The organism is Streptomyces sp. NPDC023573, from assembly GCF_055559735.1.
On record NZ_JBVHKB010000008.1, the window covers coordinates 134,703 to 149,757 of the forward strand.

Annotated in this window: 12 protein-coding genes; all 12 read right to left on the reverse strand. The window is 71.2% G+C overall.

The window, feature by feature from the left end; translation table 11 throughout:
• Positions 1 to 22: 22 nt before the first annotated feature.
• Complete coding sequence (locus ACZ32T_RS25175) at positions 23 to 2,167, reverse strand: primosomal protein N' (protein ID WP_467369165.1); 2,145 nt, start codon at positions 2,165 to 2,167, stop codon at positions 23 to 25.
• A 117-nt stretch (positions 2,168 to 2,284) separates the two neighbouring features.
• Complete coding sequence (gene metK / locus ACZ32T_RS25180; protein ID WP_467264879.1) at positions 2,285 to 3,493, reverse strand: methionine adenosyltransferase; 1,209 nt, start codon at positions 3,491 to 3,493, stop codon at positions 2,285 to 2,287.
• A 238-nt stretch (positions 3,494 to 3,731) separates the two neighbouring features.
• Positions 3,732 to 4,934: a bifunctional phosphopantothenoylcysteine decarboxylase/phosphopantothenate--cysteine ligase CoaBC gene (gene coaBC, locus ACZ32T_RS25185; RefSeq protein ID WP_467369167.1), complete on the reverse strand. Its 1,203-nt coding sequence runs from the start codon at positions 4,932 to 4,934 to the stop codon at positions 3,732 to 3,734.
• Between the two features lie 189 nt (positions 4,935 to 5,123).
• The gene (gene rpoZ, locus ACZ32T_RS25190; RefSeq protein ID WP_003970369.1) at positions 5,124 to 5,396 is read right to left on the reverse strand and encodes a DNA-directed RNA polymerase subunit omega; all 273 of its coding nucleotides are present in this window, start codon (positions 5,394 to 5,396) and stop codon (positions 5,124 to 5,126) included.
• A 95-nt stretch (positions 5,397 to 5,491) separates the two neighbouring features.
• On the reverse strand, positions 5,492 to 6,109 hold the full coding sequence (gene gmk, locus ACZ32T_RS25195) for a guanylate kinase (protein ID WP_467264875.1): 618 nt from the start codon (positions 6,107 to 6,109) through the stop codon (positions 5,492 to 5,494).
• A gap of 38 nt (positions 6,110 to 6,147) precedes the next feature.
• Complete coding sequence (locus ACZ32T_RS25200) at positions 6,148 to 6,471, reverse strand: integration host factor (RefSeq protein WP_014157387.1); 324 nt, start codon at positions 6,469 to 6,471, stop codon at positions 6,148 to 6,150.
• Positions 6,472 to 6,715: 244 nt separating this feature from the next.
• Positions 6,716 to 7,555, reverse strand: a complete 840-nt coding sequence (gene pyrF, locus ACZ32T_RS25205; protein ID WP_467369169.1) for an orotidine-5'-phosphate decarboxylase — start codon at positions 7,553 to 7,555, stop codon at positions 6,716 to 6,718.
• A complete protein-coding gene (locus ACZ32T_RS25210) occupies positions 7,552 to 8,661 on the reverse strand; it encodes a quinone-dependent dihydroorotate dehydrogenase (protein ID WP_467264870.1) in 1,110 nt (369 codons plus the stop codon). Before ACZ32T_RS25210 ends, pyrF begins: the two co-directional genes overlap by 4 nt.
• Before the next feature lie 55 nt (positions 8,662 to 8,716).
• Entirely contained in the window at positions 8,717 to 12,025 is a 3,309-nt protein-coding gene (gene carB, locus ACZ32T_RS25215) for a carbamoyl-phosphate synthase large subunit (RefSeq protein ID WP_467264868.1), read from the reverse strand.
• Entirely contained in the window at positions 12,018 to 13,160 is a 1,143-nt protein-coding gene (gene carA / locus ACZ32T_RS25220) for a glutamine-hydrolyzing carbamoyl-phosphate synthase small subunit (protein ID WP_365931454.1), read from the reverse strand. The genes carB and carA overlap by 8 nt, the downstream gene beginning before the upstream one ends.
• Positions 13,157 to 13,771, reverse strand: coding sequence for a PH-like domain-containing protein (locus tag ACZ32T_RS25225; RefSeq protein WP_467264866.1), 615 nt, complete (start codon positions 13,769 to 13,771; stop codon positions 13,157 to 13,159). The genes carA and ACZ32T_RS25225 overlap by 4 nt, the downstream gene beginning before the upstream one ends.
• Complete coding sequence (locus ACZ32T_RS25230) at positions 13,768 to 15,054, reverse strand: dihydroorotase (protein WP_467264864.1); 1,287 nt, start codon at positions 15,052 to 15,054, stop codon at positions 13,768 to 13,770. Before ACZ32T_RS25230 ends, ACZ32T_RS25225 begins: the two co-directional genes overlap by 4 nt.
• Position 15,055: the final 1 nt, after the last annotated feature.

Below are 15,055 nucleotides of genomic sequence, written 5' to 3' on the forward strand. Positions count from 1 at the left end.
GCGGATTCCGCCCCGGGCCGCCTCAGCCGATGTCCGGCGGATCGATCCTGATCCGTACGGGGTCTCCGGTGCCCTTGGCCGTCCGCGCCGCCAGTGCCGTCTTCAGGGCTGCCGCCAGCGCCGCTCCCCGCCCCGGCGGGACACGGACCAGCGCGCGGTCCCAGGTCTCGCCGGCGGGTGCGTCCCCCTGCCGGCGGGGCCTGCCGGGGGTGGCCGCCGGCACGGGGACCGGGCCGAGCACCTCCGCCTCGGGCGGCAGGTCCGCTCCGGCGAGGTAGGCGGCCACCGCTTCCGGCGGGCCGGTCACCGAGGCCATCCGGGAGACCGGAGGGAAGCCGAGCTCAGCGCGTTCTGCGAGCTCACGCCGGGCATGACCGACCGGGTCCCAGCGGACCAGGGCCTGCACGGGCCGCAGGGTCGGCTCGGCCATGATCACCACGGTGCCGCCCTCCGGCTGCCCCCGGACCAGCGCGGCGGCGGCCGTCCAGCGCCGCAGGGCCTCCTCGCCCGCGCGCAGGTCGGGCCGGCCGACCATCGCCCAGCCGTCCAGCAGCAGCGCCGCCGCGTAACCGCCCTCGGCCACCGGCTCCGCCCCGGGGGTGCTGACCACCAGCGCGGGCTGACCCGGCACGGAGTCCAGCACATGGTCCCGCCCCGACGTCCGCACCGGAACGGCGGGGAACGCCCGCCCCAGCTCCTCGGCGGTCCTGCGGGCGCCGACGATCTGCGCCCGCAGCCGGACGCCACCGCAGGCGGCGCAGCTCCAGGCCGTCTCGGCCCGCCCGCACCAGGCGCAGTTGAGGTCCTGCTGGTCGGGTGCCTGGAGCGGCCCCGCGCAGTGACGGCACCGGGCGGGTTCGCGGCAGCGCTCGCAGGCCAGCCGGGGCGCGTAGCCCCGGCGCGGCACCTGGACGAGCACGGGGCCGCTGCGCAGACCCTCCCGCACGGTCTGCCAGGCCAGGCTGGGCAGCCGCGCGGAGCGGGCGGCGCCGTCCCGCGCGAGCTCCCCGTCGCCGACGGTACGCACGAGGGGGGCGGCGGCCCGCAGCTGCTCCCGGTCCGCGCGCAGGGGCAGGGCCCAGCCGCTCTCGACCAGCTGGGCGGCCTCCACCGTGCAGCTCGTGGATCCGAGCAGGAACGCGCAGCGGCCGTGCGCCACCCGCAGCTCCAGGACCTCCCTGACGTGCGCGAAGGGCGCGTTGTCGTCGCTGTGGCTGGAGTCTCCGTCGTCCCAGAGGGCCACGAGTCCCAGGTCGGCGACCGGGGCGAACATCGCGGCCCTCGTCCCGACCACCGCGCGCACGGAACCGCGCCGGACGGCCAGCCACTGGCGGTAGCGCTTCTCCGGTCCTGAGTCGGCGGTCAGCAGCGCGTGGCGCCCCTCCCCCAGCAGCGCGGTGAGCGCGGCGTCGACGCGCCCGGCACTCCGCCCGTCCGGTACGACGACGAGCGCACCCCGGCCCGAGGCCAGCGTGGCGGCCATCGCGCGAGCGGTCTCCTCGGGCCAGTGCGGTCCGGGCAGAGCGGTCCAGACGGCCCGGGGCGCCCCGCCCTCGGCCAGTGCCCGCAGGAAGCCGGGGCCCTTGGCATAGCGCTCCCAGGTGCCGGGCGACGGGGCTGGAGGGGGCGGCAGGGGGGCCGGTGAGGGCTTGGACTCGGCGCGGCCGTTCCTCGGCGGCACCGCGAGCTGCAGCACGTCCGCGAGGCTTCCGGCGTAACGGTCGGCGACGGCGCGCGCGAGCTCCAGCAGCTCCGGTCCGAGGACCGGCTCGGGCGAGACGACGTAGGCCAGGGCCGCCAGCGCTCCCTGGTAGTCCGACGAGGCCCGCCGCTCGATCAGGAAGCCGTCGATCAGCCCGCCGCCCTCGCGTCGCCCGCCGCGGACCTGACGTCCTCCGGCCCCGAAGCGCACCCGCACCCGGACACCGGGCTGCGCGTCCGCGTCGAGCTCCTCGGGGACGGCGTAATCGAAGTACTGGTCGAGGTGGAGTGCGCCCTTGTTCACCAGGACGCGGGCGACCGGGAGCTTCGCGGCGAGCGGTGCGCCCCGCCATGTCCGCGGCTTGGCCCGCGGCACCTTGGCCCTGCGCACCGTCTCCCGGATGAGCGCAAGCTGCTCCGGTGCCCCGGACCCGGGCTCGTCGGACCGCTCGTCGTCGCTGCTCACAGCCACCTTCCTACCAGACGCCACTGACACACCCCGGCGGCCCGGAAGGCGCCCACGACCGGGGCCCGGACACTCGTACGGTGTCCGGGCCCCGGTCGTGCGGATCGGCAGGCGGTGCTAGATCCCCGCCGCCCTGCGCAGCGCGTCCACGCGGTCGGTGCGCTCCCAGGTGAAGTCCGGGAGCTCGCGGCCGAAGTGCCCGTACGCCGCGGTCTGCGCGTAGATCGGGCGGAGCAGGTCGAGGTCGCGGATGATCGCGGCCGGGCGGAGGTCGAAGACCTCGCCGATCGCGTGCTCGATCTTCTCCGTGTCGACCGCGGCGGTGCCGAAGGTCTCGACGAACAGACCCACCGGCTCGGCCTTGCCGATCGCGTAGGCGACCTGGACCTCGCAGCGGGTGGCGAGCCCGGCCGCCACGACGTTCTTGGCGACCCAGCGCATGGCGTACGCGGCCGAGCGGTCGACCTTGGACGGGTCCTTGCCGGAGAAGGCACCGCCGCCGTGGCGGGCCATGCCGCCGTAGGTGTCGATGATGATCTTGCGGCCGGTGAGGCCCGCGTCGCCCATCGGGCCGCCGATCTCGAAGCGGCCGGTCGGGTTGACCAGGAGGCGGTAGCCGTCGGTGTCCAGCTTGATGCCGTCCTCGATCAGCTGCCCGAGGACGTGCTCGACGACGAACTCGCGGATGTCGGGCGCGAGCAGCGAGTCCAGGTCGATGTCCGAGGCGTGCTGCGAGGAGACGACGACCGTGTCGAGGCGGACGGCCTTGTCGCCGTCGTACTCGATGGTGACCTGGGTCTTGCCGTCGGGGCGCAGGTACGGGATGGTCCCGTTCTTGCGGACCTCGGAGAGCCGGCGCGAGAGCCGGTGCGCCAGGTGGACCGGAAGCGGCATCAGCTCGGGGGTCTCGTCGCAGGCGTAGCCGAACATCAGCCCCTGGTCGCCCGCACCCTGCTTGTCGAGCTCGTCCTCGTCGCCCTCGACCCGCTTCTCGTACGCGGTGTCGACACCCTGGGCGATGTCCGGGGACTGCGCCCCGATGGACACCGAGACGCCGCAGGAGGCTCCGTCGAAGCCCTTCTTGGAGGAGTCGTAGCCGATCTCCAGCACCTTGTTGCGCACAAGGTTGGGGATGTCGGCGTAGGCCTTGGTCGTGACCTCACCCGCGACATGCACCAGACCGGTGGTGATCAGGGTCTCGACGGCGACGCGCGAGGAGGGGTCCTCGCGCAGGAGCGCGTCGAGAATCGTGTCGCTGATCTGGTCAGCGATCTTGTCGGGGTGGCCCTCGGTAACGGACTCCGAGGTGAAGAGACGGCGGGACACATCGCTCCCTGGGGTTGCAGCGGCTGCTGGCTGATCATTGTCGGAACTCCGGGAGCTGCGCCCGGCACATTCCGTCGACCAGTTTATCGGTCGCTTCCGGTGATTGGGGCACGTGTCTCGCCCCTTGGGAGGTCTGTGACCTGCGGCACTGTTGACGGCAGTACGACAATCCCTCCTTCCGGGAACGGGACACGGCCGAATGTCATGAGAATCTTCGCCGTGGCGGCGTGTGTGCAATCTAGCCGAAACGCGCGGCCACCAGGTCCCAAACCGTGTCGGCGAGCGCTTCCTTCGGCCCGTACGGCACTGGGGTCTCACTGCCGTCGGCGCCGAGCACGACCGCTTCGTTCTCCTCCGACCCGAAGGTCTTGCGCTCCCCCACCTCGTTCACCACGAGGAGGTCACAGCCCTTACGGCGGAGCTTCTCGCGGCCGTTGCGCAGGACGTCGTCGGTCTCCGCCGCGAACCCGACGACGAGCTGCCCCTCCCGGGCGCGGTCGGCGGCGACCTCGGCGAGGACGTCCGGGTTGCGGACGAGCGCGATGGGGGCGGGCTCCTGTCCGTCCTTCTTCTTGATCTTCCCTGTCGCATAGGCGGCGGGCCGGAAGTCGGCGACGGCCGCGGCCATCACCACGACGTCGGCGTCGGCCGCCGCCTTCAGCACGGCCTCGCGCAGCTGCACGGCCGTCCCGGCGCGCACGACGTCGGCGCCCGCCGGGTCGGGCAGCCCGGTGTTCGCCTCGATCAGCGTGACCCGGGCGCCGCGGGCGACGGCGGTGCGGGCCAGGGCGTAGCCCTGCTTGCCGGAGGAGCGGTTGCCCAGGAAGCGCACCGGGTCCAGCGGTTCACGCGTGCCGCCCGCGCTGACCACCACGTGCCGGCCGGCGAGGTCGGGTGTCCCCGCGCCCCGGGCCAGGACGCGCCGGCAGACCTCGAAGATCTCCCCCGGGTCCGGCAGTCGGCCCTTGCCCGTGTCCACCCCGGTGAGCCTGCCGACGGCGGGCTCGATGACGACGGCACCGCGGCGGCGCAGGGTCGCGACGTTCTCCTGGGTGGCGGGGTGCTCCCACATCTCGGTGTGCATCGCGGGCGCGAAGACGACCGGACAGCGCGCGGTGAGCAGCGTGTTGGTCAGGAGGTCGTCGGCGAGCCCGTGGGCGGCCTTCGCGAGCATGTCGGCGGTGGCGGGTGCCACCACGACGAGATCGGCGCCCTGCCCGATCCGGACGTGCGGCACCTCGTGCACGCTCTCCCAGACCTCGGTCGACACGGGATTCCCGGAGAGGGCCGACCAGGTCGCCGCCCCCACGAAGTTCAGCGACGCGTCGGTCGGCACGACCCGTACGTCGTGGCCGGACTCGGTCAGCCTGCGCAGCAGCTCGCACGCCTTGTACGCGGCGATGCCTCCGCTGACCCCCAGGACGACCTTCGGCTTCTCCACTGCGTCTCCCCGCACTCGTGTCTCCGCGCACTCGCGTGCGGCCTCGTGACGTACGCACCCCATGCTGCCTCACCGCCCCGGCCGGGGTCCGGGGGGTACGGCGGATCCCGTGGGTGGCGCGGGACACACCACAGGCCCGGCGGTACCGACCGCCGGGCCTGTGGTGAAGGTGCGTTTCCTGCCGCCTGCTTACTGCGCGGGGCCCTCGATGGCCTCGGAGGTCAGCAGGCCCGCGTTGATCTCGCGGAGCGCGATCGAGAGCGGCTTCTCGTGCACGTGGGTGTCGACGAGCGGACCGACGTACTCGAGGAGGCCTTCGCCGAGCTGCGAGTAGTAAGCGTTGATCTGACGCGCGCGCTTGGCGGCGTAGATGACAAGGCTGTACTTCGAGTCGGTGGCCTCGAGGAGCTCATCAATCGGCGGGTTGATGATGCCCTCGGGCGTGGTGATGGAAGAGGACACTCTCTGCCTTCCGAAGGGGATAGAGATCAAAGAGATCTTTGATCATGCTGGTTCCGCAGTGGTGATGCTCTGCGTCCGCGGCGCGGACAGGTGGATCAGTCGTCGGTACCACGGAGGCCGGAAGCCTGCAGCATCAACGTTAGCAGCTCGCGCGCCACGTCCTCGACCGAGGTGTTGACGAGCGTGACGTCGAACTCCGCCTCGGCGGCCAGCTCGACCTTGGCCGCGGCGAGCCGGCGCTCGATCACTTCCTGCGATTCCGTGCCGCGGCCGGTGAGCCGGCGCACCAGCTCGTCCCAGCCGGGCGGCGCCAGGAAGACGAGCTGCGCCTCGGGCATCGACTGGCGGACCAGTCGGGCGCCCTGGAGGTCGATCTCCAGCAGCACCGGCTCCCCCGCCTCCAGGCGGTCGAGCACGGCCCGGCGCGGTGTGCCGTACCGGTTGCCGGCGAACTCGGCCCACTCCAGCAGCTCGCCGTTGGCGATCAGCTTGTCGAACTCCTCGTCCTCGACGAAGAAGTAGTGGACGCCGTTGCGCTCGCCGGGGCGTGGCTTTCGGGTCGTCGCGGACACCGAGAGCCAGACCTCGGGGTGAACCTTGCGCATATGAGCGACGACCGTGCTCTTGCCGACCCCTGAGGGGCCGGAGAGCACGGTCAGCCGCGGACGTGCGTCCGGGGGTACGGGGGACGTCCCCCGGGATGTTGCAGCCATGGGGCGATTATCCCCGTTCTCAGGAGTGCCTGAGAACGTCAGGCGGCGCTGCCGCCGAACTCACGCTCCAAGGATGCGATCTGGTTGGAGCCAAGACCCCGGACACGGCGGCTCTCGGAGATACCGAGACGCTCCATGATCTGCTTGGCGCGGACCTTGCCCACGCCCGGCAGGGACTCGAGAAGGGCGGAGACCTTCATCTTGCCGATGACGTCGTTCTCCTGGCCCTGCTTGATGACCTCGTGGAGCGAGGCGCCGGAGTGCTTGAGTCGATTCTTGACCTCGGCCCGCTCCCGGCGAGCCGCGGCGGCCTTTTCGAGCGCGGCTGCGCGCTGTTCAGGGGTAAGGGGCGGAAGAGCCACGCCTACGTCACCTCGGATGTCGATCTGTCGGATACGGACCGGTGGGGAACCTGGTGGCACCACACCTGGTGAGCAACGAACAACCTGTGCTCATTGGCTCTCGACGGAGACTAGCGGCCAAGGCCGCCTGAGTCAGCGAGAACAGCGGAAAAGTCCTGGTCAGCATCGACCGACACGGACATTTAGGCCATAACAACCCGGAATTCTGGTCAGAATTCCGTCAACAGGCTGTTACGTGGCATGGTCAGCCTTCCGAGACGGCCGCACGGACCTCGTCCGCGAACCGTCCGGCGGCTTCGCGCAGCCCTGACGCGTCCGGTCCGTGGCGGAGCACGCCCCGGCTCACGCTCGGCACCACATTGCCGACCGACGCACCGAACACACCGGGCAGATCCGCGGCGGTCGCGCCCTGTGCGCCGATTCCGGGGGCGAGCAGCGGTCCGTTGATCGCCAGATCCGCGTCCACGTCCCCGAGCGTGGCCCCGACCACGGCGCCCACGGAGCCCAGCGGCGCCGCCCCCGCGTTCTCGGCGGCCATGTGGTCGAGCATCACCTGGGCCAGCGGCCGTCCGTCAGCGGCGGTGGCCCGCTGGACCTCCGCGCCCTCCGGATTGGAGGTGAGGGCGAGCACGAAGACTCCCGCGCCGGAGATCTCGGCGGCCTCCAGCGCGGGGCGCAGCGAACCGAAGCCGAGGTACGGCGAGACGGTGACCGCGTCGGAGAAGAGCGGCGAGTCCTTGTGGAGGTAGGTGGCCGCGTACGCCTCCATGGTCGACCCGATGTCACCGCGCTTGGCGTCCATCAGCACCAGGGCCCCCGCCGCGCGGGCCTCTTCGACGGCCTTCTCCAGGACGGCGACACCGCGCGATCCGAAGCGCTCGAAGAACGCGGACTGCGGTTTGAGCACGGCGACCCGGTCGGCCAGTGCCTCGACGACCGTGCGCGTGAAGCGCTCCAGGCCCGCGACGTCGTCGTTCAGGCCCCAGGAGGTGAGCAGGGAGGAGTGCGGGTCGATGCCGACGCAGAGCGGCCCGCGGGTGTCCATGGCGTGGCGCAGGCGCGCGCCGAAGGGTGCGAGGGTCACTGCATGACCTTCCGTGTCTCGGCGCCGACGGCTTCGGCGAGGGTGGCGTAGGGGGACGCGGCCAGGCGGGCGGCGAGGCCCTTGTGGACCGCGCGGGCGTAGAACGGGCCCTCGTAGACGAAGGCGCTGTAGCCCTGGACGAGCGTGGCACCGGCGAGGATGCGCTGCCAGGCGTCCTCTGCGTTCTCGATGCCCCCGACGCCCACGAGGGTGATCCGGGTCCCCACACGGGCGTACAGGCGGCTCAGGACCTCCAGCGAGCGCTCCTTGAGGGGCGCGCCGGAGAGTCCGCCGGTCTCCTTGACCAGGGACGCGCCGGAGCTCAGGCCGAGGCCCTCGCGGGCGATGGTGGTGTTGGTGGCGATGATTCCGTCCAGACCGAGTTCGACGGCGAGGTCGGCGACCGCGTCGACGTCCTCGTCCGCGAGGTCCGGGGCGATCTTGACGAGGAGCGGGACGCGCCTGCCTGTGACGGTGCGGTCGGCGGCCTCGCGCACGGCGGTGAGCAGCGGGCGGAGCGCCTCGGTGGCCTGGAGGTTGCGCAGTCCGGGCGTGTTGGGCGAGGAGACGTTCACGACGAGGTAGTCGGCGTGGGCGGCGAGCCGCTCGGTGGACTTCACGTAGTCGCCCACGGCCTCGTCCTCGGGGACGGCCTTGGTCTTGCCGATGTTGACGCCGACGGTCGTACGGAAGACCGGGGTGCGGGCGGCGAGGCGTTCGGCCACGGCCGCGGAGCCCTCGTTGTTGAAGCCCATGCGGTTGATCAGCGCCCGGTCCTCGACGAGGCGGAACAGCCGCTTCCTGGGGTTGCCGGGCTGCGGCTCGCCGGTGACCGTGCCGATCTCGATGTGGTCGAAGCCGAGCATGGACATGCCGTCGATGGCGACGGCGTTCTTGTCGAAGCCGGCGGCGAGTCCGAAGGGGCCGTGCATCCGCAGGCCGAGTGCCTCGGTGCGCAACTCCTTGTGGCGGGGGGCGAGGGCGGCGGCGACGAAGGTGCGCAGGACCGGGGTGCGGGCGGCGAGGCGGATCCAGCGGAACGCGAGGTGGTGGGCCTGCTCCGGGTCCATCCGCTTGAAGACCAGCTGGAAGAAGAGTTTGTACATCACGGTGTCCTCATGAAGAGGGGGACACCGTTTCCGGTGTCCCCCTTCGGAGTGGCTAGTCGCGGGCCGCGGTCAGGTGTTCCGCGTGTTCCTGGAGCGAACGTACGCCGACGTCGCCGTGGGTCAGCGCGTCGATGCCCTGGACGGCGGCGGCGAGCGCCTGGACCGTCGTCAGGCACGGCACGGACCGGGCGACGGCCGCGGTGCGGATCTCGTAACCGTCGAGCCGGCCGCCCGTTCCGTACGGCGTGTTGACGATGAGGTCGACCCCGCCGTCGTGGATCAGCTGGACGATCGTCTTCTCGCCGTTCGGGCCCTCGCCCTCGGACTGCTTGCGCACGACCGTGGCGTTGATCCCGTTGCGCTTGAGCACCTCGGCGGTGCCGGAGGTGGCGAGCAGCTCGAAGCCGTGCGCGACGAGCTCACGCGCCGGGAAGATCATCGTTCGCTTGTCCCGGTTGGCGACCGAGATGAACGCGCGGCCCTTCGTCGGCAGCGGCCCGTAGGCCCCGGCCTGCGACTTGGCGTACGCCGTGCCGAACACCGAGTCGATGCCCATGACCTCGCCGGTGGAGCGCATCTCCGGGCCGAGGACGGTGTCGACACCGCGTCCGTGGACGTCGCGGAAGCGCGACCACGGCATGACGGCCTCCTTGACGGAGATCGGCGCGTCGAGCGGCAGGGTGCCGCCGTCGCCGTGCTTCGGGAGCAGGCCCTCCGCGCGGAGTTCCGCGACGGTCGCGCCCAGCGAGATGCGGGCGGCGGCCTTCGCGAGCGGGACCGCGGTCGCCTTCGAGGTGAAGGGGACGGTCCGCGAGGCGCGCGGGTTGGCCTCCAGGACGTACAGGATGTCGCCGGAGAGGGCGAACTGGATGTTGATCAGCCCGCGTACGCCGACGCCCTTGGCGATGCCCTCGGTCGAGGTCCGCAGCCGCTTGATGTCGTACCCGCCGAGCGTGATCGGGGGCAGCGCGCAGGCGGAGTCGCCGGAGTGGATACCGGCCTCCTCGATGTGCTCCATGACGCCGCCGAGGTAGAGCTCGGTGCCGTCGTAGAGCGCGTCGACGTCGATCTCGATCGCGTCGTCGAGGAAGCGGTCGACCAGGACCGGCCGGGTGGGGCTGATCTCGGTGGACTCGGAGATGTACGAGGACAGCCGGGTCTCGTCGTAGACGATCTCCATGCCTCGTCCGCCGAGCACGTAGGACGGGCGTACGAGGACGGGGTAGCCGATCTCGTCGGCGATGGCCTTGGCCTCGGCGAAGGTGGTGGCGGTGCCGTGCTTCGGGGCCGGCAGGCCGGCCTCGGCGAGCACCCGGCCGAAGGCGCCGCGGTCCTCGGCGGCGTGGATGGCCTCCGGGGAGGTCCCCACGATCGGCACGCCGTTGTCCTTGAGCGCCTGCGCGAGGCCTAGCGGGGTCTGGCCGCCGAGCTGGACGACGACACCGGCGATCGGGCCGGCCAGCGACTCGGCGTGCACGATCTCCAGGACGTCCTCGAGCGTGAGCGGCTCGAAGTAGAGCCGGTCGGAGGTGTCGTAGTCCGTGGAGACGGTCTCCGGGTTGCAGTTGACCATCACGGTCTCGTAGCCCGCGTCGCTCAGCGCGAAGGAGGCGTGGACGCAGGAGTAGTCGAACTCGATGCCCTGGCCGATGCGGTTCGGGCCGGAGCCGAGGATGATCACCGCCGGCTTGGTGCGGGGCGCGACCTCGCTCTCCTCGTCATAGCTGGAGTAGAAGTACGGCGTCTTCGCGGCGAACTCGGCGGCACAGGTGTCGACCGTCTTGTAGACCGGGCGGATGCCCAGCGCGTGCCGGACCTCGCGCACGACGTCCTCGCGCAGGCCGCGGATCTCCGCGATCTGGACATCCGAGAAGCCGTGCCGCTTGGCCTCGGCCAGCAGCTCGGGGACGAGCTTGTCGGCGGCGGCCAGTTCGTCGGCGATCTCCTTGATCAGGAAGAGCTGGTCGACGAACCAGGGGTCGATCCTCGTGGCGTCGAAGACCTCCTCCTGGGTGGCGCCGGCGCGGATCGCCTGCATCACGGTGTTGATGCGGCCGTCCGTGGGGCGGACCGCCTCGGCGAGCAGCTCGGCCTTGTCGCCCGTCTCGCCGGTGAAGGCGAACTGCGAGCCCTTCTTCTCCAGGGAGCGCAGGGCCTTCTGGAGGGCCTCGGTGAAGTTGCGGCCGATCGCCATGGCCTCGCCCACCGACTTCATGGTGGTGGTGAGGGTGGAGTCGGCGGACGGGAACTTCTCGAAGGCGAAGCGCGGGGCCTTGACGACGACGTAGTCGAGGGTCGGCTCGAAGGAGGCCGGCGTCTTCTCGGTGATGTCGTTGGGGATCTCGTCGAGCGTGTAGCCGACGGCCAGCTTGGCGGCGATCTTGGCGATCGGGAAGCCGGTGGCCTTGGAGGCGAGCGCCGAGGAGCGGGAGACGCGCGGGTTCATCTCGATCACGATGATCCGGCCGTCGGACGGGTCGATCGCGAACTGGATGTTGCAGCCGCCGGTGTCGACGCCGACCTCGCGGATGATCGCGATGCCGATGTCACGCAGCCGCTGGTACTCACGGTCGGTGAGCGTCATCGCCGGGGCGACGGTGATGGAGTCGCCGGTGTGGACGCCCATCGGGTCGAAGTTCTCGATGGAGCAGACGACCACGACGTTGTCGTTCTTGTCGCGCATCAGCTCCAGCTCGTACTCCTTCCAGCCGAGGATGGACTCCTCCAGGAGCACCTCGGTGGTCGGCGAGAGCGTGAGGCCCTGTCCGGCGATGCGGCGCAGCTCCTCCTCGTCGTGGGCGAAGCCGGAGCCGGCGCCGCCCATGGTGAAGGAGGGGCGGACGACGACGGGGTAGCCGCCGAGGGTGTCGACGCCGGCGATGACGTCGTCCATCGTGTGGCAGATGACGGAGCGGGCGGACTCGCCGTAGCCGATCTTCGCCTTGACGGCCTCGACGACGCCCTTGAAGAGGTCGCGGTCCTCGCCCTTGTTGATGGCCTCGACGTTGGCGCCGATGAGCTCGACGCCGTACTTCTCCAGCACGCCGTTGTCGTGCATGGAGATCGCGGTGTTGAGCGCGGTCTGGCCGCCCAGCGTCGGCAGCAGCGCGTCGGGGCGCTCCTTGGCGATGATCTTCTCGACGAACTCGGGGGTGATCGGCTCGACGTACGTGGCGTCGGCGATCTCCGGGTCGGTCATGATCGTCGCCGGGTTGGAGTTCACCAGGATGACGCGCAGGCCCTCGGCCTTGAGCACGCGGCAGGCCTGGGTGCCGGAGTAGTCGAATTCGGCGGCCTGTCCGATGACGATCGGACCGGAGCCGATGACCAGGACGGACTGGATATCGGAGCGCTTAGGCACGCTGGTCCTCCATCAGGGAAACGAAGCGGTCGAAGAGGTACGCGGCGTCGTGCGGGCCCGCGGCTGCTTCGGGGTGGTACTGGACGCTGAAGGCCGGCTGGTCGAGCAGCTGGAGCCCTTCGACGACCTGGTCGTTCAGGCATACGTGGGAGACCTCGGCCCGGCCGAACGCGGTGTCCGAGACCTTGTCGAGGGGGGCGTCGACGGCGAAGCCGTGGTTGTGCGCGGTGACCTCGACCTTGCCGGTCGTGCGGTCCTGCACGGGCTGGTTGATGCCGCGGTGGCCGTACTTCAGCTTGAAGGTGCCGAAGCCGAGGGCGCGGCCCAGGATCTGGTTGCCGAAGCAGATACCGAAGAGCGGGGTCCTGCGCTCCAGGACACCCTGCATGAGGGCGACCGGGTGGACGGCGGTGGACGGGTCGCCGGGGCCGTTGGAGAAGAAGACTCCGTCGGGCTTCACCGCGTACACCTCGTCGAGGGTGGCGGTGGCCGGCAGGACGTGCACCTCGATGCCGCGCTCGGCCATCCGGTGCGGGGTCATGCCCTTGATGCCGAGGTCGATCGCCGCGACCGTGAACTTCCTGGTGCCGACGGCGGGGACGACGTACGCCTCCTTGGTGGCGACCTCGGCCGCGAGGTCGGCGCCGCTCATCTCGGGGGCCTGGCGCACCTTGGCGAGGAGGACGCCCTCGTCCTCGATCGCGTTCCCGGAGAAGATGCCGACGCGCATCGCGCCGCGCTCGCGCAGGTGGCGGGTGAGGGCGCGGGTGTCGATGCCGCTGATGCCGACGACGCCCTGGGCTGCGAGCTCCTCGTCCAGGGTCCGGCGGGAGCGCCAGTTGGAGGGGGTGCGGGCGGGGTCGCGTACGACGTAGCCGGAGACCCAGATCTGCTTCGACTCGGCGTCCTCGTCGTTCACACCGGTGTTGCCGACGTGCGGGGCGGTCATGACGACGACCTGGCGGTGGTACGAGGGGTCGGTCAGCGTTTCCTGGTAGCCGGTCATGCCGGTGGAGAACACCGCCTCGCCGAAGGTCTCCCCCACGGCCCCGTAGGCGCGGCCGCGGAAGGAGCGGCCGTCCTCCAGGACGAGTACGGCAGGAGCCTTTCCGGCTCCCCGGGTGGAGATCGTCATCGTGCGGTGCCTTCCGTCGTGCTGGTGGTGGTGCTGGTGAGGTGGTCACCGGCTGCGCCGGTGAGGTGATTGACGGCGTCGACCCACGCCTGGTGCTCGGCCGCGTGGTCGGAGCGGAAGCCTGAGTCGATCAGCCGGTCGCCGTGCTCCCAGGTGATGACCAGGAGGCCGCCCTCGGGCAGGACCTTCCCGGCGAGCGCCTTGTCGAGCCTGGCCTCGCGCAGCGCGGCGGCCGGTACGAAGAAGTCGGCGGCCCCGGGGCGTACGACGTCGAGGCCCTGCGCGGTGAGGGTGAGACCGACCCGGCTGCGGGTGCCGAGGCCGTGCGCCACGATCCGGTCGAGCCACTGCCCGGCGGTCGTCGAGGCGTGGTAGCGGCCGGTGAGCGTGAGCAGCTTCTCGCCGTCCGCGAACCCTTCGGGGGTGGCCGTGAGCTCGGGGAGGCCGGACTGCAGGCTCCCCCGCCACTTCCATCCCTGGCGCATCAGCCAGTAGACGAAGGCGATGAGGACGAGCAGTCCGAGGACCCAGCTGATGCGGGCGGACCAGTCCGTCACTTCGGCCGACTTCTCTTCGGCGGCCAGCTGGTAGAGGGGGTTGAGTGTTGTCACGCGAGCTTCCCGTCGACGACCGTGGCACGGCCCCGCAGGAAGGTGTGGGTCACTCGGCCGGGCAGCTCGCGACCCTCGTACGGAGTGTTGCGGCTGCGGGAGGCGAAGCCCGCGGGGTCCACAGCTCCACGGTATGCCGGATCGACCAGGGTGAGGTTGGCGGGCTCACCCGCCGAGACGGGCCGGCCGTGTCCTTCGAGCCTGCCGATGGCCGCGGGGCGGAGCGACATGCGGTCGGCGACGCCCGCCCAGTCGAGGAGACCGGTGTCCACCATCGTCTGCTGGACCACGGAGAGCGCGGTCTCCAGGCCCACCATGCCCATGGCGGCGGCGGCCCACTCGCAGTCCTTGTCCTCGTGCGGGTGCGGCGCGTGGTCGGTGGCCACGCAGTCGATGGTGCCGTCGGCGAGGGCCTCGCGCAGGGCCATGACGTCGGCCTCGGTGCGCAGCGGCGGGTTCACCTTGTAGACCGGGTTGTACGTCCGTACGAGCTCGTCGGTGAGCAGCAGGTGGTGCGGGGTGACCTCGGCGGTGACGTTCCAGCCCTTGGACTTGGCCCAGCGGACGATCTCGACGGAGCCGGCGGTCGACAGGTGGCAGATGTGGACCCGGGAGCCGACGTGGGCGGCGAGGAGGACGTCGCGGGCGATGATCGACTCCTCGGCGACGGCGGGCCAGCCGCCGAGGCCGAGCTCGGCCGAGACGACGCCCTCGTTCATCTGGGCGCCCTCGGTGAGGCGGGGCTCCTGGGCGTGCTGGGCGACGACACCGTCGAAGGCCTTCACGTACTCCAGCGCACGGCGCATGATCACGGCGTCGTCGACGCACTTGCCGTCGTCGGAGAAGACCTTCACTCCGGCGGCGGAGTCGTGCATGGCGCCGAGCTCGGCGAGCTGCTTGCCCTCCAGGCCGACGGTGACGGCGCCGACGGGCTGCACGTCGCAGTAGCCGGATTCCTTGCCGAGCCGCCAGACCTGCTCGACGACGCCGGCGGTGTCGGCGACGGGGAAGGTGTTGGCCATGGCGTGGACGGCGGTGAATCCGCCGACCGCCGCCGCCTTGGTACCGGTGAGGACGGTCTCGGAGTCCTCGCGGCCGGGCTCGCGCAGGTGGGTGTGGAGGTCGACGAGGCCGGGCAGCAGGATGTGGCCCGCCGCCTCGATCACGGTGGCGTCGCCCGCCTCGATGCCGGTGCCGGTCTCCGCGATGGTCTCGCCGTCGATGAGGACGTCCTGCGGCTCGCCGCCGAGGACCTTCGCACCGCGGATCAGGATCTTGCTCATG